Genomic DNA, 25,935 nt, shown 5'->3' on the forward strand with positions numbered 1-25,935 from the left:
ACTCCCATAAAAAAACCCGCCAGATGGCGGGTTTGTGAGATTTTGTATCCTTTGGTTACCAGATTTCAACGCGTTCTTCCGGCGGAAGATATAGATCATCTTCCGGAGTCACATTGAAAGCGTCATACCAGGCATCAACATTTCGGACGATACCGTTGGTTCGATACTCACCCGGGCTATGTGGCCCATTTTTCAACTGTGTCAGCATGGCATCCTCACGGAATTTTATTTGCCAAATCTGAGCCCAGGCCATGAAGAAGCGCTGGTCGCCGGTTAAGCCATTAATGACGGGAGCTTCTTCGCCGTTAAGAGACTTCTTATAAGCCTGATAGGCCATATTTACGCCCGTCAAATCGCCGATGTTTTCACCGAGAGAAAGCTGGCCATTGACGTTCTCACCGGGAAGGGGTTCAAACTCATCATATTGAGCCACGAGTGCTTTGGCCCTTTCGGAGAAGGCTTCGCCGTCTTCCTCGGTCCACCAGTCGCGTTGAAGGCCATTCCCATCCGTCTTGCGGCCTTGATCATCAAAACCGTGACCCATTTCATGACCGATAACCGCGCCGATACCGCCATAATTCACGGCAGGGTCTGCATTCGGATCAAAGAAAGGGGCTTGCAAAATAGCCGCTGGGAAAACAATTTCGTTTAGCGAGGCATTATAATAGGCATTTACGGTTTGTGGATTCATGCCCCACTCATCGCGGTCGATAGGCCCGCCAAGCTTATCAATGTCCTGTTTCCATTCCCATGCATTTGCAGATTTAACCGTTCCGATAAGGTCATTCCGGTCCACCTGAAGGTCAGAATAATCCGTCCAGACATCAGGGTAGCCGATTTTGGGATTAAACTTGGCGAGTTTATCCTGGGCTTGAACCTTGGTTTCTTCGCCCATCCAGTCAAGGTTATCGATGCCTTCTTTAAAGGCTGCACGAAGGTTCTCGATCAAAGCGTCCATTTTTTCTTTGGACTCTTCCGGAAAATGTTTCTCAACATAGACCTTGCCGACAACTTCGCCCATGGAGCCATCAATCTGATCCACGGCGCGCTTCCATCGAGCTTGTTGCTCAGGAGTCCCGCGCAAGGCTGTTCCATAAAAGGCAAAATTGGCGTCATCAATGCGCTTGGGAAGATAGGCGGCTTTACGGCTCACATAGCCCGCAGCCATGTAATCTTTCAACACATCCAGATCCGCTTCGGCGAACGCTTTCGCCATGCCTTCAAAGGCATCTTTTTCACGGATAACGAATTCGGTTTGGTCTGACAGACCTGCTGCTTCCAGCATGGGATCAAAAGGAAAACCTTCTGCATAGGCTTTCAGCTCTTCGAGAGTCATTTTATTATAAGTCAGACTACGGTCACGTCGCTTTTCAGGCTTCCATTGAGGTTCGGCCAAAGTTTTCTCAAACTCATAGACATTTTGAGCGCGCTCTGCTGGATTTTCCATGCCGAGTTCGGTCATCAAAGTCGTAAGATATTCGACATAACCCGCGCGAACAGCGTCAGACTTCTCGCCTTCATCAAAATAGTAATCCCGGTTGGGAAGGCCCAAGCCGGATTGAGTCATATAAACGATATAAGCTGTCGGATCTTTGAGATCGACTCCGACATAAGGCACCATTGGCGCGCGAATTCCCATGGCCGGGTCGCCCATCAGAGCTGCAACACCCGCTTTGTCTTCAACACTTTGGATACGGTCAATATCGGCTTGAATAGGCTCCAGACCAGCTGCTTCTATGGCGTCAGTATCCATAAACGCTGCGTAGAAATCGCCGATTTTCTGTTCGTTTGAACCCAACTCAGCCTCTTGTGAGGCGGCTTCTTCAATGATTGCGCGAACATCCGCCTGGGATTCATCCCGAAGAATATTGAAGCTGCCATAAGAGGAGCGATCAGCAGGAATTTCTGTTTGCTCCAGCCATTTCCCATTCACATATTCAAAAAAATTGTCGCCAGGGTCGACAGATTCATCGACATATTCCATCGCAATACCAAATTCGCCGAGTTTGGGCGTGGTCGGCATGGTCTGCGTGACGTCAGTCTGGGTTTCCTCAGACGGCGCTTCATCTGAATTGCCACCACAGGCCACAAGACCAATCACCATCAGGCTTGGAATAATCAGTTTCAAAGATTTCATTATTGTCGTCCTCATTTTCTATTTTTATGACTAACCCGTTTATCGGATTAAATTTTTGTATTGGCCTTTAATTGGGGCTTCCCTCCCCGTTTTGCAACTTGTTCCAGCAAAATACCTATTCGGCCGGGGCTGGAACGCCGCTACCGGAAGAAGGCTTGGAGGGTCCTTCTACGATTTCCATATCCTCCAAGGCCAGAATCATATCGGGATCATAATTAGCGCCCAGTCCAGGCTGTTTTTCCCCGCGCCATAGACCTCGGAACGTCCGCGTAATGTCAACGCCAATGCCGTACATGGCCGGCACTAACATCAAAGTGAGGAAGAAATCGAACAACACACCGAAGGCAAGCGCCACAACCATAGGTTTGAGGAATTCCGCCTGACTAGAAGTTTCAAACAAAATGGGCGTAATCCCGACAAAGGTCGTCACGGAGGTCAGCAGGATTGGACGGAAACGCGCCACGCAGGCATCGAGCATGGCTTGATAAGCGCCCACGCCTTTGGCCCTCAACCGATTAACGTAGTCAATCAGAACGAGGTTATCATTGACGGCAACGCCCCCGGCCGCGAACAACCCAAAGAGAGAGAACATTCCAAAAGGAACGCCAGTGATGATATTTCCGAAAATCATACCGACCAGCGCGAAAGGCAGAGCGACCATAATCAGGAGCGGCTGCGCATAGGAGCGGAAGGCGATTGCCAACAGAATATACATCGAAAAGAGAATAACTATTCCGGACGTCTTGAGCTCTCTCACGAGGTTGGCCTGAACTTCATCATCGCCAACATTAATCCGCGTGACGCGAGGATTTCGAAGCTCCCATTGTGGGAAAAAGTTCTCGTTCATATCGGCTTTGATCTCAGCGACTTCCGTCTGCTCGCCGCGAACCCGACCGCCGGTATACGTCACCTGCTTTCGGTCACGACGCTGAATGCGTCCGATCCCATCGGCAAAAGTCACATCAGCGACAGAGAAAAGCGGGACTTCCACGCCGTCCGCCGCGCGAATACGTAATGACTTGAGGCTATCAATGCTTTCGCGCGCGGCTTCGGGGTAACGCACCATGACACGAACATCTTCGCCGTTTCGCGGAAGGCGCTGAACTTCGCGTCCAAAAAAGGCTTCCCGAACCTGGCGGGTCACATCCTGTAGGGTGATGCCAAGTGTTTCAGCGCCCGGTTTCAGAGTAAACTGAATTTCGCGCGCCGAACTTTCCAGACCGTCCCAGGCTCTTGGGACTTGAGCATAGCTTTCTATTTGTTCTTTTATTTCTTTAATCGCCACTTCCAACGCGTCAGCATCTGCTGAGGCAACGCCGTAATAAAGTCCGCCGCCGCCATTTCCGCCGCCTTCGGTTGTGCCGTAATTAACGCGGTAGGCGTCCGGAATGGGACCGACATATTGCTCAAGTTTATCGGCGATCATCTTAGTCGAAACGCCGGGTCTTTCTGAATTCAATCCAAGATAGCCTTCAACGCGGTTGCCTTCAGCAATGGTGGCTGGGCGCGTAATCAAATCCCAATCAATTTCGAAATCACTCTGAGTGTTTTCGTTTAATTCGGCAATTCCGCTATCAAGCTGATCACGCACTTGATTAAGGCGTTTAAACGTTGTGCCTTCCGGGAAACGCGCAGAGAATTGGATCATATCGGCTTCGACTTCCGGCAAGAACGCCGCCGGCGCCACACCCGACATCAATAAAGCCATGGCCATGCCGAATAATCCGATAAATGCAGAGACGGTGACATAACGCCAATGAATGAGCGTTGCGACGAGAGGACGGAAGATTTTTACCGCAAACGTATTGAGGCTGTCCGCCACTTTTGTTTGGAATCTAAGAAGGCGGTTTTGGCTCGGTTCAACATGTTTCAGATGCCGCAAATGGGCCGGAAGAACAAAAAAGGCTTCGATAAGAGAAAACGCCAGAACGGCAATAACGACCAGACTGATCTGCGCCGTAATGGCGCGAATAGGCCCGGTGAACAACATGAAGGGGACGAACATCAAAATGGTCGTAATAACTGCAAAGAAAACCGGCTTGATGACCATATTGGCCCCGGCAATTGCTCCGCGTTGACCCGAAATACCATTTTCTACGTGGAAATGAACCGATTCCCCGACCACAATCGCGTCATCCACCACAATCCCAATCACCAAGAGGAAAGCAAACAGGCTAATCATATTTAGAGTGATACCAAGAAACGGTGCAATCGCGATCGCGCCTGCAAAGGCCGCCGCAATGCCAACTGTCACCCACAGCGCCACTGCTGGCCGTAGGAATAACATCAGCACGATCAAAACAAGAATCATCCCTGAAATCGCATTACTGCCAATCAGACTCATCCGGCTGTCAAACATGGTGGAGCCATCAAAATGAATCTCGAAGTTCAAATTCGGCGGAAGCTTGTCGGCAATATCTTTTTCAAACTGACGAATAGCTTCGCCGGACTCCGAAATGTCCATAGTATCCGGAGATGAAACCCGAAAAATTGATGTGGGCTGCCCCTTGAACCGAGCGTCAAATTTTTGGTCTTCAAACCCGTCAATAACATTGGCGATATCGCGGACGCGAACTGTGCCGCCCTGATTAGTCTGGCGTACAATAATATTTTCAAACTCTGTTTGGGTATTTGCCAGACTGCGCGCGCGAAGCTGTAAATTACCTCCAGTGGTCTCCACAGTCCCGGCGGAAAGATTTACGGATGACCCCGAAATAGATTGAGCCACTTGTGAGAAAGTTAAGTTATAACGCAAGAGAGCGTCTTCCGAGACCTCGATCGTAACCTGTTCAGGAATTTTGGAGACTTGCTCTGTCAATTGTAGGCCCGGCAGTTTGGTCAATTCCTGCCGAAGATCCGTCGCCTCCCTCTGCAAGGTCAGGCGATCCACGTCCCCGTACAGAACGAGATACATGATATCGGCGCGAGCGTCCCACCTGAAAATTTGAGGTCTGAATGAATCTGGAGGAAGATTTTGCACCGCATCCACCCGGCCTTTGACCTGGTCGAGCATTTTTTCATAATCAATATTGAGCTTGGTGCGTACATTAATGCTGCCGCTGCCTTCACTTGCCGTGCTTTCCATATAGTCGATTCCGTCCAAGCCATCGATCGCTTCTTCCAGACGGGTGACAAGTTGCTGCTCAACATCGCGCGGGCTAGCGCCAGGCCAGGACACACTGACGGTCATTCCATTGACCGTCGTTTGAGGAATAAATTCGCGTTCCAGCGAAAAATAACCGTAAGCGCCAGCGGCGAACATGACGACCATCATGAGGTTTGCCGCAACAGGGTTGCGAACAAACCAGGCGACTAAGTTTCTCATTCTGATCCTCCAGAACTCTCTGATGTCGAGGCCGACTTATCAGATTTCCCGCCTGCCGTCTTCTCACGCTCTTGTGTGTCGGAATCCTCTTCAGAGTCTTTGTCGGATTCGTCTTTTTTATTCATCCAATCCGGGCGGGGTGGATCCACGATAACGGTTTGAGGATCATTAATGTCCAATACTTTCAAAGGCGTCGCAATCCGAGAGCGCTCTAACGGAGACACCACAACCAATTCGCCGGGTTCAACTCCGGATGTAATAACGGCGCGCGTGGCATCGCTATCGGCCACCGTGGCATTACGCACTTCGGCATTGCCTTTGTCATCTACGACATAAACTTCGTTTTGCGGGCGCAAGCCATCGCGCGAGAGCACAATCACATTTTCAAGTTTTTTACCTTCAATCATAGCGTCGACAAATAGACCCGGTGCAAGCGGAACGCCATTTTGTGAGGCTCCTTCCCCATAGGGATCAAAGACCTCTACAATTGCAAAAAGGGCGCGAGACTGAGTGTCATATGTCGAGTCCGTCCTCATGATATAGCCTGTCCATTCCTGACGCGTACCAGCAATATTTGTACTCAATATCACTTTCGGAGCTGTTTCTCGGCTTTCCGCATTATAGGCGATAGGCAAATCAACTTTGGACAGATCCGCATCGGTTAGGGGCAAGCGGACTTGCACAATATTAGTTGAGAAAATACGCCCTAGCGGTGATCCGGGAGACACGAATTGTCCTATATCAGATGACTTAGTTCGGACACGCCCGTCAAAGGGAGCGCGAACGTTTGTTCGACTTAATTGCAATTCAGCCGATTCCAAATCCGCTTCTGCAGCCAGTAACGAAGCTTCCGCTTCTTGGCGCTGTGGGATTCGCAGGGCGAGAGCACTTGGTTCTCCTCGGCCCAAATCCTCGAAATCGCTTTTGGCAATTTCGCCCTCTGCAATTTCACGAGCTAATATTTGCTCGGCTTGGGCGATGGTGGCTTGAGCGCGAATTTTAGAAATCTTGAAGTTACTATCGTCAATACGAACAAGCGTTTCGCCCTTTTTGAAAAACCCGCCTTCAATAAAATTGGGGGAGACATACACTATTTTACCCCCAACTTCGGGGACTAAATCAATTTCCGTCAGAGGCTGCACTTCGCCCTGCGTCTGAACCCGCAGCGTAACATCTTGCTCATAGGCCCGCGCGCCCATTACGGCCAGACTATTAAAAGTACGTTCTTTTTCTTCAGGTTTCGAAGTTGCTTTGATCCAGATAACGGTCGCGACCGCAAGACCAACCAGCACCAAAAGAGAAAAGACAAAAGCCCGAAATTTTGGATATTTTTCGTTTTGCTCGGTCGCCCCGACAGTCTGTGGCTGTGTCATTTTTTATCCTAATTCTCGTTTTGGGCTGTTTGGATGAAGGCGGCCTCTGACCCATAAAGACCACCGCCCATAGCCACATGCATACGAACGCGATTGTTTAACCGTTCGGTTCGCGCACTGATTAATTGTCCTTCAGCCGACAAACGGCGTGATTGAGCATCTAATAACTGCAAAATCGTCGCCAACCCCTCAATATATCGCGATTCAAGCCTTTCTTCGGCTTTTTGCGCTTCTTCTACAGATATACGCAAGGCAGCTTCACGTTCGCCTAATCGCTGTTCAGCATCTATCGCGTTTTCAACTTCGCTGTAAGCTTGCAATACAGTTTCGACATAAGTTTCAATCTGAGATCGGAGCTGCGCTTCCTGTCCATCAATTTGCGCTCTTAAACGTCCGCCTTGAAAAATTGGTGCAGTCAACTGGGCGGTCAGGCGAAACGCAATCTCCGCAAAATCAAACGTATCCGCCAGGTTCAACGCTTGCTCCGACGCGCCTCCGGAGAGACTTAAACTTGGATATAACGCTTTTTTGGCCACATCGACATCCAGACCGGCCTGCGCGATACGGCGCTCTGCGGCCAGAATATCGGGACGACGATTTAAAAGATAGTTTGGGTCGGCAAGGCCCTGCAGTACAGGTAGGAGCGGGAGATTTTCAGGCACTGTTAATTGAGTATCAGGGTAGTCCCGCAATAATATTTTTAGATTTCTAATTTGCGCGTCCCGGTTTTGTAATCGCGTTGCTTGTAAAGCCTCTGCATTGGCCACAGCGGATCGCGCCAAGCGCACATCGGAAGAGCCAGTAATACCGCTTTCAAACCGTCTCAAAGTAAGCCGTTGCGCCCGCTTCTGAGTCTCGATCTCCCGATCGGACAAATCCACGAGCAGATTACTCTCGATAATATTAAACCAAAGCTGAGACACTTGTCCTGCAATTGATACCCGTATCGCAGCCAAATCTGCAGAACTTGCGGCGGCGGCCGCTTCTGCTGATCCGACCTGATCTCTGATGCGGCCAAACAGGTCAGCTTCCCAGCTCGCATTCAGGCCCAACTCATAACTCGTCTGCCCCGCCAAAAATCCGGTGCCGCCTTCGCTCCGGGACACTGTGGAGCTAAGGCCGAGCGTCGGGAAAAGGTCAGCCCGACTTGTTCGCACCCGTGACAACACAACATCCAACTGAGCCAGATTACGTCCAATAGTCGGATTTTCTGCCAGGGCCTCGTCCACCAAGTCGACCAAAGACTGGTTTTGAAAACTGGCGACCCAATCCGCGTTTGGAAGGGCGTCTGGAGCAGGTTCAACCCAATCCGGCTGAACTGGCACTGCTGATTTTGCCTCAACGATTGTCGCGTCAGGCCCAAGGCCTTGCAGTGTCTGACAAGCAGACAAAGACAGCACAGCCGCGCTCAACATTAAAGTCCGGGACCAGACGCTCATATTTGAACTCACTCTAATTGACGACATAATAACTCCTCCCGCCGTCATTGGCGAATAGCATGTCGAAAGTCAATGAAATTTTATCGAAAAACAATAATTATATGCGGTTAATTGTCATTTATTGCGCTTTAGCGGGCAAAAATAAATTCCGCAATCAGCAAGGCTTTGATTTTAGACTACAAATTCGTCACAATTGATGCAAAGAGCAGAAACTGATTAAAGGTGGCTGGCTTGACCAGGATCGATTTACGGACTCTTATTGGATGACGTCATACCCAGAATACGGCCTTCTCGCCTGTCTTGGCATTATAATGCTTTTGATTTTGGGCGCTTTAATCAATGCCCCGGCTTCAACAACTTTCATATTAATTCTTGTCTTTACTGGCCTGGCTTACGGCCTGTACCGATTAAGCAAAATGCGTGTTGAGCGCGCCGAAAGTATTTATGGACAGGCCCGCCGGGCTCAACGCCATATTGACAGCTGGGTGACAGTTATAGATGCGCTACCTGTCGCCTGCGCCCTGATCGACAGCGATCGGCGGGTTGTTCACGCAAATGAACGGGCGCAGGATCTGGCCACCATAGACAAGTTCGGATTGCCTCTCACCAGCTATCTCAGAGGCACCGCCATCTCGCAAGCCCTCACAAAAGCACAGGCAGGTTATTCAACCGACGCTATCGAGATTCACAAGCTGACGCCGAATGAGCGCTATCTTCGGGTTAAATTGACGAAAGCCAGCCTCATCCGCCCTAGTAACGGCCAGACTTTCCTTATGGCTGTTTTTTACGATGTAACCGAAGATCGTCTCAGCCAGATCCAAAAAGCGGATTTTCTGGCCAATGCCTCTCATGAACTCAAAACACCTATTGCCTCTCTCATGGGCTATATTGAAACGCTTAGGCATCACGCAAAAGACGATCCGGCCGCGCAAGAAAAATTCCTGGGCATTATGCAATCACAGGCCGAACGTATGATCCGTCTCATTGATGATTTGCTTTCGCTACGTAAAATCGAGCAGACGGAGCATATAGCTCCGGAAGAGACAGCTGATCTCAACCAGTCTATCAAAGCGGCCATGGAAGCGGTCAAACCTCTCGCGGATAAACGCGGCGTAACTCTGACTTTCAAAAGCTCTGGCCCGGCGCGCACAAGGGCAAATTCCGATGAATCCGTACAGCTTTTTCTGAATTTGATTGATAATGCCGTTAAATTCACCCCTGCCGGGAAATCAGTTAAAATCAAACTTCAATCCGTCCCCGATTGGTCTTCTGCTCTGGCCTTTCGAGATAGCAAACTGGCCGCTTCCCGGCCCAGCCGCCGCATCGCAGAAATGACCAGACCCATCCAGTCCAAAGGGGCTTGGCAAGTTCAGATCAGAGATCGGGGTCCCGGTTTTTCCCGGGAGCATTTGCCTAGAATAGGGGAACGTTTTTACCGCATTGCGGGGGACTTGTCCTCCAAGGAAAAGGGAACAGGCTTGGGCCTGGCCATTGTCAAACATATCGTCATCCGGCACCGTGCGGGATTATATATACGCAGCGCGCTCGGAAAGGGGACAGAGTTCACCGTCGTCTTTCCGCATATAGACGTCTCCGCAGAGAAAAAAGCCACAGCAGAAAACGCTTAAAAGCCGGGAAACCGGCTTTGTCACAGACATGTCGCCACGGCGTCATAAATCTGCTACAAAAGCGACATAGAGCGAACTCGCAGGAGAAATGAAATGTCAGCTTTAGCCGACCACATCGTTAGCGGATATGATGCGGATCTTAATGCGCTGAATGCGCAAATTTCCGAAATGGGCAGCCTGACTGAGACTATGCTCTCAGATGTCATTCGCTCACTCAATAAGCGTGACAATGAGCTGGCCGAGGCCGTCATCAAGCAAGACAGCAAAGTCAATCGACTTCAACGAGAAGTCGACGAAAATTCCATGCGGATTATGGCTTTGCGCCACCCCATGGCCTCCGACCTTCGGCGCGTCATCGGCGCTGTTCGTGTGGCCAATGATCTGGAACGCGTGGGTGATTTATCCGAAGGCGTTGCCAAACGCACCTTATCCCTGAACGAAGTTGACCGCATCAGCCATGCCAAAGGCGTGGCGCGTATGGGCAAAATGGTCAAAGCTCAACTTTCTCAGGCCCTCGACGCGCTACTCCGTGAAGACGCCGACCTGGCCGTACAGGTTTGGCTGGCCGATGAAGATATCGACGAAATGTATAATTCCATCTTTCGGGAATTGCTGACATATATGATGGGCGACCCGCGCACGATTTCCGCTTGCGCCTCGCTCTTATTTGTCGCGAAAAATCTCGAGCGGATCGGCGATCACGCCATAAACATCTGTGAAGCCATTTATTTTACCGTGAACGGCTCTCAACTGATTTCAGACTCACGTGTTATTAAAGCCAGAAAGGGGGGAAAGTAATTTCCCTGACCCATCTTTATGAAACCTTTTGTCCTGATTGTCGAAGACGAAGATGCTCTCTCAACGCTTCTCGAATATAACTTTTCCAAAGAAGGATATGAGACGGCGATTGCCGAGGACGGCGAGGAAGCTCTCTTAATAGCAGAAGAACGCTCTCCGGATTTAATTTTGCTGGACTGGATGCTTCCAAAACTCTCCGGCGTTGAGGTTTGCCGTCGCCTTCGTCGCCGCAAGGAAACTGTAAGTACACCCATTATTATGCTGACCGCACGGGGAGATGAAACCGATAAAGTCACGGGCCTGGATTACGGGGCAGATGATTATCTAGTGAAACCCTTCTCTATGCCGGAGCTTTTTGCCCGCACGCGCTCTTTGCTGCGACGCGCGAAGCCTTCCTTATTGCAGGATATTATTACCCAAGGCGACATCGAAGTGGATATGCAGGCCTTTCGCGTTAAACGCGGAGACAATACAATACATTTGGGGCCGACAGAATTTCGGCTTTTGGAACATTTCATTAAAAATCCCGGGCGTGTTTTCTCACGTGAGCAACTTCTTGATGCCGTTTGGGGCCGCGATGTTTACGTCGAAGCCCGCACCGTGGATGTCCATATCGGCCGCTTGAGAAAAGCCCTCGGCGCGCCAAAAAAACCCGACCCAATCCGTACCGTTCGATCCGCCGGATATGCGTTCGAGCCAAAACTGGCTTAAAATCAATAAAAAGGCTGCCTCACTGCAGCCTTTTTGCAAACTATATCTTCCGGCTTTACATTACATCCAAAATGGCCTCTGCCAGTCTCGGAATATTGTCCTTATTGGCTCCGGCAATATTTATCCGTCCGGAATTCGTCATGTAAATCGAATATTTCTCGCGCAGTGATTCGGCCTGTTCCACAGAAACCGGCAAGGTTGAAAACATCCCGTTCTGGTTTTTAACGGCTGCCGCCATGGTTTCGGCGCCTTGGACGGACAGAGCCTCCGAGAGCTGACGCCGTAAATCAATCATGCGGGTGCGCATTTCATCCAGCTCGTCGATCCACATCTTGCGCAGAGACTTGTCTCCAAGAATACGCGCCACCAGAGCCGCGCCGTGATCTGGCGGCATGGAAATAATTTTACGCTGAATTGAGCCGAGCTGACTCTGCGCAATTTTGGCGGTTTCCGCATCTTTGGCAACGACGACAATCAAGCCGACTCTTTCGCGGTAAAGCCCGAAATTTTTGGAGCAGCTCGCCGCCACCAGAGCTTCCGGACAAATCTCCAATATTTTGCGAAGACCGTAAACGTCTTCCTTCATTCCTTGGCCGAGACCGAAATAGGCCAGATCGACAAACGGTATCAGAGATTCGTTATTTAGAAACTCGGCTAGTATATCCCATTGCGCGGGCGTCAGATCCGCGCCTGTCGGGTTATGGCAACAGCCATGAAGAAGGACGACATCGCCCGGTTTGGCTTTATCCCGCAAATGATCCAGCATGTCATGAAAATCGACGCCCAATGTGTCGCGGTTATAATAAGGATAATAGTCCATCTTCAGTCCGGCCGAACTGATAAGCGGAATATGATTGGCCCATGTCGGCGTGCTGGCCCACACCGTGATGTCCGGCGCGGCAGATTTTAGAATTTCCGCCCCAATACGCAAAGCACCAGAGCCGCCGCCGGCCTGCGCTGTGGCAATACGGCTTTCTGTAATGACCGGATTTTTCTCGCCAAACATCATCTCGACCATAGCTTGGCGAAAATCGGGGCGCCCCACAGTCGAAACATAGGTTTTGGTGGTTTCTTCCTTCCACCAGAGTTTCTCAGCCTCTTTGACGGCCTTCATAACGCGCGTTTCTCCAGCGTCATTCTTGTAAACACCGACACCCAAATCAATTTTATCAGGGTTTTTATCCGCCTTACAGGCTTCCATCAGGGCAATAATGGCGTCCGGGGCGCGAGGTACGAGATATTCAAACATATAGTTTTCCGGCTTGCTGGAGATTAAGGCATTATGGCTTTCATGAGGGCTATATCAGGGCCCAAGGATTTTTAAAGCGTGCAAAGCGCAGTTTACTCCCAGAAAACACGCTTTTTCATTTGGCATGGGTCAATTCTCTCGCCTATGGTCGCAAAAATTTTGAAGGACCCCCAAAAAACGGGGCTGGGAGTAAATATGGCATTTGAAGAAATTCTGAATTGGGTCAATTCACAGGTTTGGGGCTGGCCCATGCTCGGGTTGTTGCTCTTAACAGGTTTGTATTTAACCTTTGGCCTTCGCCTTCTGTCTGTGGTGCGCATCCCTTACGCCTTCAAACAGCTTTTCAAAAAAAGAACCGGAAACGAGGATGAAGGAGACGTCTCTCCTTTTGCGGCTCTGATGACCGCTTTGTCTTCCACCATCGGCACCGGGAATATTGCGGGCGTCGCGGCGGCCATTGCGATTGGCGGCCCCGGTGCGGTTTTCTGGATGTGGATGACCGCCATTGTCGGTACAGCGACCAAATTCTCCGAAGGCGTTCTGGCCGTTCGCTACCGCGAAATTGACAAAAATGGCAATCGTCAGGGCGGACCCATGTATTATATCAAAAATGGTCTTGGACCGAAATGGAAATGGCTCGCCTATACTTTTGCCTTTTTCGGCTTTTTTGCGGCGCTCGGAACGGGCGCCTCTATTCAATCCAACTCTGTGGCAGATGCACTGAGAAGCACTTACGGCCTAAGCCCGTGGATTACGGCGGTCTTTATCGCTGGCGGCGCGGCGGCTGTGATTATTGGAGGGATTAAGCGGATCGGCGTTGTGGCCTCTTCCGTCGTGCCGGTCATGGCTGGGCTTTACCTCTTAGCCGGTATCACCGTTATCTTCCTTCATGCCGACGCTATTCCAGAGGCTTTTGGCCGCATTTTTGCCGGCGCCTTTGGCCTGCAAACGGCCGGGACAGGTATCTCAGTAGGACTTTTAGTACTGGCGATGCAAAAGGGTGTGGCCCGCGGGATTTTCTCGAACGAAGCCGGGCAAGGCTCTGCGCCGATTGCTCATGCCGCCGCTCGTAACAACGATCCGGTTAATCAAGGCATCATTGCGATGCTCGGGACAATTATTGATACACTTATTGTCTGTACGATCACGGCATTGGTTATCCTGACGTCCGGCGTCATTCCGACCGAATGTATTGCCAGTCCTGAGAACCTGCAAACTCTTATGACCGGGTTGCAGCCTCCAGGATGTGATACGGGCGCGCCACTGACGGCCTCGGCCTTTGACGCCAGCCTGTTTGGTTGGGGCGGACATATTGTGGCCATCGGCCTGACGGTCTTTGCCTTCACGACCATTCTCGGCTGGAGCTATTACGGCGAGCGTTGCTCGGCGTTCCTGTTCACCGAAAAATCCATTCCGATTTACCGCGTCCTTTGGATCATTGTTGTGTTTGCGTCAGCCGCTGCAATTGCTCTTCAGGATCAGATCGGAAATATCGTAAATCTGTTCTGGCTGATGGCCGATACTTTGACGGGGCTCATGGCCGCGCCAAACCTCATCGGTATCATCCTGCTGTCCCCGATTGTTTTCAAATTGGCGAAAGAATATTTCGACAAGGAAAAAACAGCCAGAGACGGTTTGGTCGATCAGGAAGACCTGCCTTAATCTTTGGCAGACCTAAAAATCGGAACCCCGGCCCGGCGCCGGGGTTTTTTATTTGTCGTGACGGGCAAATCAGCTCAGAACCAAAATATAAGAATTATCGGAGTGTGACCCATGAGTGCTAATGTCATCAAACTTACCCCGTCGGCTCTCGCCGCTTTGCTTTGCTCGCGAGTCTGTCATGACCTCATCAACCCGGTGGGTATGGTCAATACGGGGCTGGAAGTTCTGGATGACGAGAGCAATACGGACATGCACGCCGACGCCATCGACCTCATCCGCAATGCCTCGCGGCAGGCCAATGCCAAGCTGAACTTTCTCCGCGACGCGTTCGGCGCGGCCGGCTCCGCCCCTGGAATCTTTCCGCTTGAGGATCTCCAGAAAAAGACAATGGACATGTATGCCGATAGCAAAGCCACTCTGAATTGGCAGCTTTCAGTGGACGGTCTCGAAAAGTCCAAAGCGAGACTATTGATGAATATGGTCATGATCGCCGTGAACGCGATTCCGCGCGGCGGAGACGTTGTGATTTCGGGCGAAGAAACGCAGCTCAAACTCGTCGCAACAGGACGAAAGGCAGGCCTGAAGCCGGAAATAGAAAAAGCGCTTAATGGTAAAACGCCGGAAGACGGCTTTGACGGCCGCTCTATTCAGCCCTTTTACGCGGGCATGATCGCCCGCGAGCTGGGCGGAACTCTAAGTCATGTGGCGGAGGAAGACAGCGTCACCTTCACGGCAAATTTCTCTTAAGACTTCCAACTAGGCGTCATCAGACGCTCCAAACTGAAAAACATCCCTTTTTTAGAAGTTACGGCTAATTTTATGAGCCCGCTTTAGGCCGTCTTAACCCTTTTTGGTCATGATTCCCTCAAGGTGCCGGGGATGATCCGCGAGCACCAATTGGTGAAACGTTTTGGATGATCTGACCGTATGGGTGATTGCATAAAACAGGCCCGCGCTTTCGTACAGGGCTGTCACGAGGCCCTTAACCGGGCTGACGACAGCTGCGTGGAAGATATGACCGGGATTCTGGCTGACATCCAGAGCGGCGCAAAACTCAATCGAGCGCGCGCCATCTATAGAGCCGCCCAAGACGCGCTGCAGAGTTTGGAGGATAAAAACGGCCTCCCGCTACGACTTCACGCACTTTCCAATGTCGTCGCGCTTTACGAAAGCGGACTTTCCGAAATGGAAGAAGAAGAGGCGCAATTCGGACAAGGCCTATCTGAGGACGAAATTTCTGAAGATAACGATGTTGATAGCGCTGATATTATTTCAGTCGATTTTTCGGATGCAGCCCGGCTCAGCCGCGCGAAAGACGCAATCAAGTCCGCCCTACCCTATGCGGATGACGCTCAAAAACAAGCCTTAGAGAAACTTTTGGCATTTCCATGTTCGCCGCCTGCAACGAAAAAAATTTTACCTGCCAAGAATAAAGTAATGACGGAAACTAAGCCCTTCAAATCCGGTATAGCGCTGGAAAGCTTTATTCGCGACATTATACAGACGGGCTTGTCCGCGGCGCGTCAGGTCAAACTTACGCTCAGCCTGTCTTATGATATGGCCGGCGTGACCCTTCCCGAAGCTCAGGCCAAGCAAGCCAAACTTCAAACAGAAAGCAGTCTTGTAAAACTCATCTGCCACCTCGCGGCGACGACAGAGCCAGAATCTTTAAGCCATATTGATATCTCGGCGTCCCGCACCGGGATGAGGCTGAGAACACTCGCCGACCCCATGAGCGAGCCGTCTCTGGACGGCCCGGGCGGCTTCAAGGGAATAAGCATAGAACATGACGCCAAAAGTGATCACCTCACCCTAACGATGCGATTTTCAGCTTTGGACGGAGCCAAAGACGCCAAACCATCCCCACAAAAAATGCCGGTAGAAGAGGGTATCAGCTCCAGGCTTGAAGCTCTGCTGGAGTCTACACCGGCAGAAGACGCGGATCCGTTTCACCTGGGAGCTGTCTTATGAAACGTTTCAAAAAATGCCTCATCGTAGACGACTCCAAAATGATCCGACGCGTGGCCACACGGATTCTGAAGGATATGAGTTTCGACGCCTCTGAAGCCGAAAATGGCAAAGAGGCCCTGGATCTTTGCAAGCTGGAAATGCCTGACGCCATACTCTTGGACTGGAGAATGCCAGTCATGGACGGGTTTGGATTTCTGAAAGCTTTGAGACAGCTCCCGGAGGGCGACAAACCTGTCGTGATTTTCTGCACCGCCGAGCGCAGTGTTGAGCGTATCACCGAAGCTCTCCAGAACGGGGCCAATGAATATATTATGAAGCCGTTTGATTCCGATATTATTGAATCCAAATTTCAACTCGCCGGATTGATTTAATCATGACGGGGGTGCTGAGTTTAAATCCTCCTTACTATGAGGCCCTGAAACGGCTGACTCTGGAACTCGCCGGCGTCAATCTGGGGTCGGATCATGCCTTCTTGGTCGAAACGCGGCTTTCGGCTCTGGCCCGGAAAGAAGGCTTCGATTCGCTTGACTCACTGGTTGATGAATTATTCGGGTCCGGGGACTCTCGATTGGCCGTGCAAGTCGTGTCGACCTTATTGGAGCGGGACACTCATTTTAATAAAGACCCCAAAAGTTTTGCGCATTTCTCTGAAAACATTCTGCCGGATCTTTATGCCGTCAGAGGCGGCGGACAGGTCCGGCTCTTGTCTTTTGGCTGCGCGGCAGGACAGGAAGCCTACGGCATGGCCATGGCCTTTGAGCGAATGAAAGATCAGTTTCCCGGCTTGAGCGTAGAAATTATCGGGGTGGATTATCCTTCTGCTGCTTTGGATCGGGCCAAGGCCGGACGGTACACGCATTTCGAGGTTCAAAGAGGACTGGCCGCCCGCGACCTTATAGAACATTTTGAACCCTCACCTGAACCCAATAGCAGTGACTGGATTGTGGGTCATTCCCTGAAAGAATTGGTCACTTTCCGCGATGTCCATCTCTTATCCAGCCTCGGTAGCCTGCCTAAATTTCATGGTGTGCTATTTCGTGGATCCCTTCCGCATTACTCCGGCCCGGCAAAGCTGCGCGTCTTGAGGGGGCTCTCTTCTCTTGTGCTTCCATATGGATATCTTTTGCTGGGCAGCAATGAATCTCTCAAGCAGATCAATTTCGGATTTGATCCCGTGGAGGGAACAAGCTGCCTTTATCGTAAACGCGAGGAAATCGTCGAAGATACCGACCCTCTGGAGGAAGCGCCTAAAATAAAATCCAATGGCCGAACGACATTCCTCAAACCTCAAAAGAAAAAGACCGGCTGAGGCTCAACCGAAAGCTCTCGCAGGCTTTTGGTTGACGGACGCGGCGCAAAACGTCAAAACGCCGCTCACATAAAGCGGACAGGTGTCCGCCTGCCAGCTACGCCGAAAGACCCGCCACTATGGCCGATATCGACTCCGTCAAAACGAAAATTGCCGCCCAGATTGAGGCGGCGTCTGATCTTCAGGCACTGGACGACGTTCGCGTCGCCGCGCTCGGCAAAAAAGGCGAAGTTTCGCTGATGATGCGCGAGCTCGGAAAGATGAGCGTTGAAGAGAAAAAGGTCATGGGCCCGGCGCTGAACGGTCTGAAAAATGATCTCAACGCTTTGGTCGAAGACAAGAAATCAGAGCTTGAGAACAAAGCGCTCGACGCCGCGCTCGCTTCTGAAACTCTGGATATGTCCTTACCGATTGCGCGCCGCAAAGGCACGCTCCATCCTGTTCCTCAAGTCATGGAAGAAATGGCCGTCATTTTTTCCGATATGGGATTTTCTGTCGCCGAAGGCCCGGACATTGAAGACGATTTTCATAACTTCACGGCCCTGAATTTCCCGCCCGGCCATCCGGCCCGCGATATTCACGACACATTTTTCATGTCTCCTGTGGGTGATGAAGAAAAAAAGGTTTTACGGACTCACACCTCGCCAGTGCAAATCCGCACGATGATTTCGCAAAAGCCGCCCATTCGCATTATTGCGCCGGGACGGACTTACCGCTCTGACTCTGACCAGACCCACACGCCGATGTTTCACCAGGTCGAAGGCCTCGTCATCGACAAAGGCATTCATATGGGCCACCTCAAAGGCGTGCTCATGGATTTCGTCAGCGCCTTTTTCGAAACAGATGTCGATGTGCAGTTCCGCCCGCATCACTTCCCTTTTACCGAGCCGTCAGCTGAAATGGATGTACGCTACGAACGCGACGGCGCAGCCATTAAGATCGGCCGGGGCGAAAGCTGGATGGAAATTCTGGGCTGCGGCATGGTGCACCCGAATGTGCTGCGCGCCTGCGACCTCGATCCCGAAGAATATCAGGGCTTTGCCTTCGGCATGGGCGTCGACCGCCTCGCCATGTTAAAATACGGCATGCCCGACCTGCGCGACATGTTCGCCGCAGATACACGCTGGCTCGGCCATTACGGCTTCGACCCCCTCCTACAAGCTAACCTCGCGACGGGGTTGAGTTAGTTTGTCCAACACAACACATTATAATCCCTTCCCCTTGAGGGGGAAGGTGGCTGCGAAGCAGCCGGAAGGGGTGAGGCGTCAAAATGCTCCATCGCAATTCATAGCCCCTTTTCCTCCCCCTCAGTCACTGCGTGACAGCTCCCCCCTCAAGGGGGAGCAATCGAAGAAGATTGCGCAACACTTACGAAGAAATGCAACCGAACACGAGCGCTGGCTCTGGACAGAATTACGACTGTTTAAAAAAACACTCGGCTGTCGTTTCCGTCGTCAGGTTGTTCTAGGGCCCTATATTGTGGACTTCGCCTGCCATAAAAGCAAAATGGTTATCGAAGTTGATGGCAACCATCATGCAGAAATAGAGCATGCCCAAAAAGATGGCATTCGAGACAAGTTTTTAGAAAATGAAGGCTATAAGGTTTTAAGATTCTGGAATGCCGAACTTCATGAAGATTGGGAAAATATACTGGATCACATCGCGGATACAGTCACACAAAGAATGCCTTCCTCTTGAGGGAGAAGGTGGCCGCGCAGCGGACGGAAGGGGTGAACCCCCACAGGAATAAGAGACTATAATGAAATTCACACTCTCATGGCTGAAAAAGCACCTCGAGACAGAGGCAACGATTGACGAAGTGGTCGAGGCGATGACGCTGGCCGGTCTCGAAGTCGAAGACGTTGAAAATCCGGCAGAGAAACTGTCGGAGTTTTCTATCGGCAAAGTTCTCACGGCGGAAAAGCATCCCGACGCGGATAAGCTTAAGGTCTGCACAGTGGAGACCCGGGACGGCACGAAGACAATCGTCTGCGGCGCCCCGAATGCGCGCGCCGATATGACCGTCGCCTATGCCCCGCTCGGCGCCTATATTCCGGGTCTGGATTTCAGCCTCGATAAAAAACCCCGTAAAATTCGCGGCATTGAATCCTCCGGTATGATGTGTTCCGGCAAAGAGCTTGAAGTCGATGAAGAAAATGACGGCATTATGGATTTGCCGCAGACCCTCGAAATGGGCACGCCTCTGGCCGACGCCCTGAATATGAATGACCCCGTTATTGATTTTGAAGTGACGCCTAACCGCCCGGACTGGCTTGGCGTGAATTCGATAGCGCGCGATTTGGCCGCGGTCGGGCTGGGCAAATTAATTACCCCGCCGACAAATCTGACCCCGCCAAAATTCGAGACGGATCAGAAAATCCGCGTGGACGATACGGAGGGCTGTCCGGCTTTTGTTGGCCGCCACATTCGCGGCGTCAAAAACAGCCCCTCGCCGAAATGGCTTCAGGACCAATTAAAAGCCATTGGCCTGCGCCCGATTTCAGCGCTCGTCGATATTACAAATTACATCACCTATGACCGCGCGCGGCCTCTGCATTTCTATGACATGTCCAAGCTGACCGGCTCTATCATAGTGCGCCGCGGCAAAGACGAGACATTCGAAGCGCTGGACGACCGCACTTACACAGCAACCGAAGACGATGTCGTCATTGCGGATGAGAGCGGCATTCTTGGCCTCGGCGGTATCGTCGGCGGCGAGGACTCGAGCTGTGATGAAAACACGACAGATATTTTAATTGAAAGCGCTTACTTCGATCCGCTGACCATTCGCCGCTCCGCTAAACGGCTCGGCGTCAATTCCGATGCGAAATACAGGTTTGAACGCGGCGTCGATACGGGCGGACTGATTGACGGCTGCGAGCTCGCGACCCAGCTCGTTCTGGAAATCTGCGGCGGCGAAGCCAGCGATATCGTGATTGGCGGCGAAATTCCGGCTGACCCTGACCCCATCGAATTTGATCCCATGCAGGTCAATCGCCTGACAAGCCTCAGCCTCTCAGATGAGGAAATGAACACAATTCTGACCAAGCTTGGCTTTACCGTCAAACACGGCCCAATTTGGAAAGTCACCGTGCCGAGTTTCCGCCGTGACTGCACCGAAGGCGCGGATCTGGTCGAAGAAATCGCCCGAATTCACGGCTATCATAATCTGGAGGCCGTCAGCCTGCCGCCTCTGCCCGGGCGGCGCGAACCGACGGCGACCCTGACGCAGAACCGCACGCGGCTTGCGCGCCGGGCGTTGGGCCTGCGCGGCCTGTCCGAATCCGTCACCTGGTCCTTTGCGCTGGACGAACACGCGGCGCTTTTCGGCGGAGATAATCCTACTTTGCGAGTGGACAATCCGATCTCTACCGATTTGAACACCATGCGGCCTTCTGCCCTTATCCACCTCTTGCTGGCCGGGCAACGCAATGCCGATAAAGGCTATCCGGGCGCGGCCCTGTTCGAGCTTGGCCCCGTCTTTGCCGGGCAAGAGCCAAAAGATCAGCGTCTTTCACTTGCCGGTATGCGCCGCGTCGAAAGCGTGCGCGATTGGGCCGGAGCGGAAGAGATTTCGGCTTTGACCGCCAAAGCAGACGTGATCGAAGCCTTGGACGCTATGGGCGCCTCGACAGACAACCTCATGCTCATGGAAGCTGTGGGCGAGTATTGGCATCCAGGTCGGTCCGGCTCTCTGCGTATGGGTCCGAAAAAGGTACTCGCCAGTTTTGGCGAACTTCATCCGCGCGTGTTAAAAGCCTTAGGCGTAGATGGCCGCGTTGCGGCGTTTGAGATCTGGCCCGAAGCCCTTCCTGCCCCACGCAAGAAAAACGCCTCGAAATCCAAAGGCGCTCTGACCCTCTCAGACTTCATGCCGGTCACCCGGGACTTTGCTTTCATTGTTCCCGACGCCGTTGCGTCGAACGACATTTTGCGCGCGGCCCAGGGCGCAGATAAAAAGCTCATTACAAATGTAAGTTTGTTCGATGTCTATCAGGGCAAGGGCGTTGAAGACGGCCATAAATCTCTGGCAATAGAGGTGACTTTGTCTCCGACAGACGCCACTCTTACGGATAAGGAAATCGACGCGGTCAGTGACAAAATCATTGAGAGCGTGATGAAAGTCGGGGGCCGTTTACGGAGCTAGCGCCTCGATTTATTAAACCCGTTCCTTGCTAAACCCGTTCTAGGCCGCTATCTATTTAGCGCATCAGGAGAATGAAACGTGAATAAATAATCAAATTTAAATATTAGATTATTTCTCCGCTTTGGTGATTAAGCGGAATTCACATCTTTTTCTGGATGTTCCATGAAACGATTAGAAAATAAGACCTGTGTTATCACAGGCGCCGCCCGTGGCATTGGCGCAGCCATTGCCGAAGCCTTTATAAACGAAGGGGCAACCGTCATTGTTACGGACATTGATTTAAAAGCCGCCCAAGTTACTGCCGAGACGTTAGGCGCAAAGGCATTTGAACTTAATGTGGCGCGTGAGGATCATTGGAACAAACTCGCTGAGCTTTGTCCCGAAGTTGATGTGCTTGTGAATAATGCGGGCATTACGGGATTTGAAGATAGCGCCGCCTCCCAAGACCCAGAACACGCCGCCTTGAAAGATTGGCGCAATGTACACCGCGTAAATCTGGACGGTACATTTCTAGGGTGCCGATATGCGATCAAAGCCATGCGCCCCAAAGGCGCGGGTTCGATCATTAATATGTCCTCGCGCTCAGCAATGGTCGGCATCCCGCAAGCGGCTGCCTATGCCTCGTCAAAGGCCGCCATTCGAAACCATACGAAAACAGTTGCGCTGTATTGCGCGGGACAAGGTTTAAATATCCGCTGTAATTCCATTCACCCTGCCGCCATTTTAACGCCAATGTGGGAGCCTATGCTCGGGGATGGCAAGAACCGCGAAGCCCGTATGGCAAGTTTCGTCGCCGATACGCCCGCGCGGCGGTTTGGACAGCCCAGCGAAGTCGCGGCCATGGCCGTCCTGCTCGCCTCAGACGAAGCAGCTTATATAACAGGCGCAGAGATGACGATTGACGGCGGGCTTTTGGCAGGCTCTGTAGCGGCCCCAAGCCGAGAATAGGCTACTCTTCCCCTTCCCCGACTCGATTTTCCGTGTCATTAGAACAAATATGGAACCTCTCCTTACATTTGGCGGGCTAGACCTTTCTCTGGTCCACATTATTCTGCTTCTGGCCTTTGCGTTGATCGGCGCAATGATCACGCTGATATTTTCGAGCGGGCGCAAGGATCCTGAGAGCGCGAGACAGGCCGCGCAGCTTCGGGAAAAATTACTGGAAATGCAGGCTCAGCAAGGAGAGCTTCAGGGACGCTTGTCGCAATTTGCCGAGGATAGCGCCCAGCGCGACACCATGTTCCGTCAAAGTTTGGACGAACGCCTGTCCAAAGTGTCTGAGCGTGTGGGAAAGTCTATTGTCGATACGCAGGAGCGAAACTCCGCCAATCTGAAACAACTTCATGAACGGCTGGCGCTGATTGATCGCGCGCAAAAGAATATCGAGACTTTGTCCGGCGAAGTCTCCGGCCTGCAATCTCTGCTTTCCAACAAGCAAGCCCGCGGGGCATTTGGCGAAAAACAGATGCAGGACCTGATAGAAACCTATCTACCGCCCAATGCGTTTTCCTTTCAGCATACACTTTCAAACGGGAAACGCGTGGACGCGCTTATCCACCTGCCCGGAGAGCAAGGCGATGTGGCCATTGATTCCAAATTTCCAATGGAAGCGTGGCGGCGCCTGACCGAAGCGGACAATACGGATCAAAGCACCGTCGCCAAACGGGGGTTTGCAGCAGATGTCACCCGCCATATCAATGACATTGCTTCGAAATACCTCATATTTGGCGAGACCCACGATATCGCGATGTTGTTCCTGCCCAGCGAGGCCGTTTACGCCGAGCTCCACACGCATTTCCCGCAAGTCATTGAGCACGGCTTTACGAAGAAGGTGATGATCGTCTCTCCAACGACCTTTATGGCGACCCTTCACACCATGAGAGCCGTGATGCGTGACGCCGCCATGCGCGAACAGGCCCATATTATTCAAAGCGAAGTCGGGAAAATGTCCAAAGACGTGACGCGCCTCGACGAGAGGGTCGCGAAACTGCAAAACCATTTCAATCAAACGACGGAGGATATGCGTCAAATCCGTATATCGACCGAGAAGATTTCCGGCCGTGCGGACAAAATTGAGAGCCTCGAATTGAAAGAGCGGGACAGCTCGACCGACAATATCGCTCAATTTCCTAAGACAAATGAATGACCAAGCGGCCGAAGACCCCAATCTATTATGGCGGAAGACTTTTTCGGCCTGTTCAAACGCAAGGGGCGTCAGAAACCTCCTCCGAGACAATTTTCATTTACCAACAAGACCATGATCTGGTCACGGCGACCTATTCAGGGGGCGAAATCGCCTTTGGGCAACTTATAGGAATCATAGCGCGCGACGGCTCTCTTGATCTGCGTTACCATCATCGTAATAAATCTGGCGCCCTCATGACCGGCAAATGCCATACCGTGCCGGAAGTTCTGCCTTCCGGCAAATTGCGCCTTCATGAAAGCTGGCAGTGGACGAGCCCGAAACAAAGCTCCGGCACGTCAATATTGGAAGAGTTTTAAAAGGGCCGCCGGCTTTTCATCGCCGCGGATATCGTCCCGTCATCCAGATAATCAAGTTCTCCGCCGACCGGCACGCCGTGGGCCAGACGGGAAATCGAAACGCCCGTCCCGGAAAGATGATCCGTAATATAATGCGCCGTGGTTTGCCCGTCGACGGTGGCATTCATCGCCAGAATAACCTCCTTGAGGTCTGGATCGGAAGCCCGCTCTATCAAAGCAGCAATATTCAAATCCTCAGGCCGTATACCGTCCAGCGCTGACAGCGTCCCGCCGAGAATATGATACTGGCCTTTAAAGGCGCTCGCTCGCTCCATCGCCCAGAGGTCGGCCACGTCCTGCACAACACATATGATGGATTTATCCCGGCCCGGGGCCGTACAGATATGACAGGGATTACGGGAATCCACATTACCACAAATCCGGCAGGTGGAAATGCGCTCCGCCGCCTCCCCCAAAGCCCGAGATAAGGGCCGCATAAGGGCGTCCGGTTTCTTCAATAGGTCCAGTGCGGCGCGCCGGGCCGAACGCGGACCAAGCCCCGGCAATTTGGCCAAAAGCGCGATGAGGCGCTCTATTTCCGGACTGACATTCAAGCCTGACATAACAACCCTTTTGATTCGGTTTCAGCTTAGCAGGCGAAAGGCCCGGTAAGAGAGTCTGAATTCAGTCCTGCAGAGACTCCAGCGTCAATTCCACAAACATCGGAAAGTGATCAGAGCCGAATTTTGGCAATCGTTCCATCCTGACCAATTTAAAATGCGGCGTGTGAAAAATATGATCCAGCGGCCATCTCTGCAAAATATTTTTTGCGTTAAATGTATTATATAGTCCCCTCCCGCGCCTCGGGTCCTGCATCTCGCTGATCGCGAGGAATCGCTTTGTCGTGGGGGACCACCCGACATCGTTCAAATCCCCCATAACCAGAGTTGGCCCATTGGTCTCTCTAACTTCTTTGGCAATAATCAGAAGCTCGTGATCCATATCCTCTGTATCGTCTTGCGGACGCGGAGGGCGCGGATGAACGCCGTAAAGTCTGAAATTATGACCTTTCTCGAATTCGAGATCAATTTTAAGAGATGGGATATGATCCTGGATCAAGCGCCTGTCCTGAACATCTAAAATCGGGAATTTGGAATAAAACAACATCCCGTTATGATCCGGTAGAGGCAGTAGAAAATTATGCGGATAACGCGCTTCGACATCTTTCATAAAACCGCGCCATTTTTCATCTGTCTCCACCATCAGGATAACGTCGGGGTCCTTATCGTCTATGGAAGCCAATAATCCGCTGGCGCTGTCATTTTCCATAAGTACATTCGCGGCGAGCAGTTTGATATGCGGAGCGGAAGAATTCGGATCTGCATCTTTCGTCAGCTTGCGCCCAAAAACGGTAAAAGCAAAAATGTCTTTTAGACAAAACCCAACAATTATGAGCAGCCCTACGAGCATAAAGGCGTTCAATCCGAAGGCATAATGATAAACAATATAGACTATTGCGGCGATATATAAGAGCTGAATCCGGGTATAGGTCCAGGCTCTTAACCACCAAATTTGAAGGTTGAACACCGGAATAATAGCCCCGACCACGCCCACCGCCATCAGAGCGAAAAAAAGAAATTCGATGAAATGTGTTATGACAGACCCTTTTTTTGCATATTTATATAAAGCAGTAATCGATAACTCG

21 protein-coding genes are annotated in these 25,935 nt (G+C 51.6%); 14 read left to right on the plus strand and 7 right to left on the minus strand.

The window, feature by feature from the left end; genetic code table 11:
* Positions 1–55: 55 nt before the first annotated feature.
* The 4 genes from ACN0IC_RS07490 to ACN0IC_RS07505 all read right to left on the minus strand — a co-directional run bounded on the left by ACN0IC_RS07490 (position 56) and on the right by ACN0IC_RS07505 (position 8,301).
* Positions 56–2,137 (minus strand): M13 family metallopeptidase, encoded by a 2,082-nt coding sequence (locus ACN0IC_RS07490; RefSeq protein WP_416878148.1) that lies wholly within the window; start codon positions 2,135–2,137, stop codon positions 56–58.
* Between the two features lie 115 nt (positions 2,138–2,252).
* Positions 2,253–5,462, minus strand: a complete 3,210-nt coding sequence (locus tag ACN0IC_RS07495; RefSeq protein WP_416878149.1) for an efflux RND transporter permease subunit — start codon at positions 5,460–5,462, stop codon at positions 2,253–2,255.
* Complete coding sequence (locus ACN0IC_RS07500) at positions 5,459–6,835, minus strand: efflux RND transporter periplasmic adaptor subunit (RefSeq protein WP_416878150.1); 1,377 nt, start codon at positions 6,833–6,835, stop codon at positions 5,459–5,461. The genes ACN0IC_RS07495 and ACN0IC_RS07500 overlap by 4 nt, the downstream gene beginning before the upstream one ends.
* 8 nt (positions 6,836–6,843) lie before the next feature.
* Positions 6,844–8,301 carry an efflux transporter outer membrane subunit gene (locus tag ACN0IC_RS07505; protein ID WP_416878151.1) on the minus strand — a complete coding sequence of 486 codons (1,458 nt, stop codon included), beginning with the start codon at positions 8,299–8,301 and terminating at the stop codon, positions 6,844–6,846.
* A gap of 236 nt (positions 8,302–8,537) precedes the next feature.
* Here ACN0IC_RS07505 and ACN0IC_RS07510 point away from each other — a divergent pair, with 236 nt between their 5' ends.
* From ACN0IC_RS07510 to phoB, 3 genes are all read left to right on the plus strand, one after another.
* Entirely contained in the window at positions 8,538–9,902 is a 1,365-nt protein-coding gene (locus tag ACN0IC_RS07510; protein ID WP_416878152.1) for a sensor histidine kinase, read from the plus strand.
* Between the two features lie 93 nt (positions 9,903–9,995).
* Positions 9,996–10,700, plus strand: a complete 705-nt coding sequence (phoU, locus tag ACN0IC_RS07515) for a phosphate signaling complex protein PhoU (RefSeq protein ID WP_416878153.1) — start codon at positions 9,996–9,998, stop codon at positions 10,698–10,700.
* Between the two features lie 18 nt (positions 10,701–10,718).
* Positions 10,719–11,411, plus strand: coding sequence for a phosphate regulon transcriptional regulator PhoB (gene phoB / locus ACN0IC_RS07520; protein WP_416878154.1), 693 nt, complete (start codon positions 10,719–10,721; stop codon positions 11,409–11,411).
* A 55-nt stretch (positions 11,412–11,466) separates the two neighbouring features.
* Here phoB and ACN0IC_RS07525 read toward each other — a convergent pair whose 3' ends face one another.
* Positions 11,467–12,660 carry an aromatic amino acid transaminase gene (locus tag ACN0IC_RS07525; RefSeq protein WP_416878155.1) on the minus strand — a complete coding sequence of 398 codons (1,194 nt, stop codon included), beginning with the start codon at positions 12,658–12,660 and terminating at the stop codon, positions 11,467–11,469.
* A 195-nt stretch (positions 12,661–12,855) separates the two neighbouring features.
* Here ACN0IC_RS07525 and ACN0IC_RS07530 point away from each other — a divergent pair, with 195 nt between their 5' ends.
* From ACN0IC_RS07530 to ACN0IC_RS07580, 11 genes are all read left to right on the plus strand, one after another.
* Positions 12,856–14,322: an alanine/glycine:cation symporter family protein gene (locus ACN0IC_RS07530; protein ID WP_416878156.1), complete on the plus strand. Its 1,467-nt coding sequence runs from the start codon at positions 12,856–12,858 to the stop codon at positions 14,320–14,322.
* A 111-nt stretch (positions 14,323–14,433) separates the two neighbouring features.
* Entirely contained in the window at positions 14,434–15,069 is a 636-nt protein-coding gene (locus tag ACN0IC_RS07535; protein ID WP_416878157.1) for a histidine phosphotransferase family protein, read from the plus strand.
* A 180-nt stretch (positions 15,070–15,249) separates the two neighbouring features.
* Positions 15,250–16,293 carry a hypothetical protein gene (locus ACN0IC_RS07540; protein ID WP_416878158.1) on the plus strand — a complete coding sequence of 348 codons (1,044 nt, stop codon included), beginning with the start codon at positions 15,250–15,252 and terminating at the stop codon, positions 16,291–16,293.
* A complete protein-coding gene (locus tag ACN0IC_RS07545) occupies positions 16,290–16,664 on the plus strand; it encodes a response regulator (protein ID WP_416878159.1) in 375 nt (124 codons plus the stop codon). Before ACN0IC_RS07540 ends, ACN0IC_RS07545 begins: the two co-directional genes overlap by 4 nt.
* A gap of 2 nt (positions 16,665–16,666) precedes the next feature.
* Complete coding sequence (locus tag ACN0IC_RS07550; RefSeq protein ID WP_416878160.1) at positions 16,667–17,602, plus strand: CheR family methyltransferase; 936 nt, start codon at positions 16,667–16,669, stop codon at positions 17,600–17,602.
* Between the two features lie 119 nt (positions 17,603–17,721).
* The gene (gene pheS / locus ACN0IC_RS07555) at positions 17,722–18,789 is read left to right on the plus strand and encodes a phenylalanine--tRNA ligase subunit alpha (protein ID WP_416878161.1); all 1,068 of its coding nucleotides are present in this window, start codon (positions 17,722–17,724) and stop codon (positions 18,787–18,789) included.
* Between the two features lie 46 nt (positions 18,790–18,835).
* Positions 18,836–19,300 (plus strand): endonuclease domain-containing protein, encoded by a 465-nt coding sequence (locus ACN0IC_RS07560; protein WP_416878162.1) that lies wholly within the window; start codon positions 18,836–18,838, stop codon positions 19,298–19,300.
* 61 nt (positions 19,301–19,361) lie between these two features.
* Positions 19,362–21,749 carry a phenylalanine--tRNA ligase subunit beta gene (pheT, locus tag ACN0IC_RS07565; protein ID WP_416878163.1) on the plus strand — a complete coding sequence of 796 codons (2,388 nt, stop codon included), beginning with the start codon at positions 19,362–19,364 and terminating at the stop codon, positions 21,747–21,749.
* A gap of 162 nt (positions 21,750–21,911) precedes the next feature.
* Positions 21,912–22,697, plus strand: a complete 786-nt coding sequence (locus ACN0IC_RS07570) for an SDR family oxidoreductase (protein ID WP_416878164.1) — start codon at positions 21,912–21,914, stop codon at positions 22,695–22,697.
* 49 nt (positions 22,698–22,746) lie between these two features.
* Entirely contained in the window at positions 22,747–23,895 is a 1,149-nt protein-coding gene (locus ACN0IC_RS07575) for a DNA recombination protein RmuC (protein ID WP_416878165.1), read from the plus strand.
* Positions 23,892–24,251: a n-acetylglutamate synthase gene (locus ACN0IC_RS07580; RefSeq protein ID WP_416878166.1), complete on the plus strand. Its 360-nt coding sequence runs from the start codon at positions 23,892–23,894 to the stop codon at positions 24,249–24,251. Before ACN0IC_RS07575 ends, ACN0IC_RS07580 begins: the two co-directional genes overlap by 4 nt.
* On the opposite strand, the gene recR is transcribed toward ACN0IC_RS07580, so the two are convergent.
* Entirely contained in the window at positions 24,248–24,853 is a 606-nt protein-coding gene (recR, locus tag ACN0IC_RS07585; RefSeq protein WP_416878167.1) for a recombination mediator RecR, read from the minus strand. The two genes, ACN0IC_RS07580 and recR, sit on opposite strands and share 4 nt — an antisense overlap.
* 61 nt (positions 24,854–24,914) lie before the next feature.
* On the minus strand, positions 24,915–25,838 hold the full coding sequence (locus ACN0IC_RS07590) for an endonuclease/exonuclease/phosphatase family protein (RefSeq protein WP_416878168.1): 924 nt from the start codon (positions 25,836–25,838) through the stop codon (positions 24,915–24,917).
* Positions 25,839–25,935: the final 97 nt, after the last annotated feature.

The sequence above is a fragment of the Litorimonas sp. genome (assembly GCA_029936425.1).
Taxonomy (GTDB): Bacteria; Pseudomonadota; Alphaproteobacteria; order Caulobacterales; family Maricaulaceae; genus Litorimonas.

Coding starts and splice junctions, on each gene's coding strand:
- ACN0IC_RS07540 (WP_416878158.1), top strand. CDS start 15,250: ATGGGTGATTGCATAAAACAGGCCCGCGCTTTCGTACAGGGCTGTCAC.
- ACN0IC_RS07545 (WP_416878159.1), top strand. CDS start 16,290: ATGAAACGTTTCAAAAAATGCCTCATCGTAGACGACTCCAAAATGATC.
- ACN0IC_RS07535 (WP_416878157.1), top strand. CDS start 14,434: ATGAGTGCTAATGTCATCAAACTTACCCCGTCGGCTCTCGCCGCTTTG.
- ACN0IC_RS07505 (WP_416878151.1), bottom strand. CDS start 8,301: ATGTCGTCAATTAGAGTGAGTTCAAATATGAGCGTCTGGTCCCGGACT.
- pheT (WP_416878163.1), top strand. CDS start 19,362: ATGAAATTCACACTCTCATGGCTGAAAAAGCACCTCGAGACAGAGGCA.
- ACN0IC_RS07500 (WP_416878150.1), bottom strand. CDS start 6,835: ATGACACAGCCACAGACTGTCGGGGCGACCGAGCAAAACGAAAAATAT.
- ACN0IC_RS07570 (WP_416878164.1), top strand. CDS start 21,912: ATGAAACGATTAGAAAATAAGACCTGTGTTATCACAGGCGCCGCCCGT.
- phoU (WP_416878153.1), top strand. CDS start 9,996: ATGTCAGCTTTAGCCGACCACATCGTTAGCGGATATGATGCGGATCTT.
- ACN0IC_RS07575 (WP_416878165.1), top strand. CDS start 22,747: ATGGAACCTCTCCTTACATTTGGCGGGCTAGACCTTTCTCTGGTCCAC.
- ACN0IC_RS07525 (WP_416878155.1), bottom strand. CDS start 12,660: ATGTTTGAATATCTCGTACCTCGCGCCCCGGACGCCATTATTGCCCTG.
- ACN0IC_RS07510 (WP_416878152.1), top strand. CDS start 8,538: ATGACGTCATACCCAGAATACGGCCTTCTCGCCTGTCTTGGCATTATA.
- recR (WP_416878167.1), bottom strand. CDS start 24,853: ATGTCAGGCTTGAATGTCAGTCCGGAAATAGAGCGCCTCATCGCGCTT.
- phoB (WP_416878154.1), top strand. CDS start 10,719: ATGAAACCTTTTGTCCTGATTGTCGAAGACGAAGATGCTCTCTCAACG.
- ACN0IC_RS07495 (WP_416878149.1), bottom strand. CDS start 5,462: ATGAGAAACTTAGTCGCCTGGTTTGTTCGCAACCCTGTTGCGGCAAAC.
- ACN0IC_RS07580 (WP_416878166.1), top strand. CDS start 23,892: ATGACCAAGCGGCCGAAGACCCCAATCTATTATGGCGGAAGACTTTTT.
- ACN0IC_RS07550 (WP_416878160.1), top strand. CDS start 16,667: ATGACGGGGGTGCTGAGTTTAAATCCTCCTTACTATGAGGCCCTGAAA.
- pheS (WP_416878161.1), top strand. CDS start 17,722: ATGGCCGATATCGACTCCGTCAAAACGAAAATTGCCGCCCAGATTGAG.
- ACN0IC_RS07490 (WP_416878148.1), bottom strand. CDS start 2,137: ATGAAATCTTTGAAACTGATTATTCCAAGCCTGATGGTGATTGGTCTT.
- ACN0IC_RS07530 (WP_416878156.1), top strand. CDS start 12,856: ATGGCATTTGAAGAAATTCTGAATTGGGTCAATTCACAGGTTTGGGGC.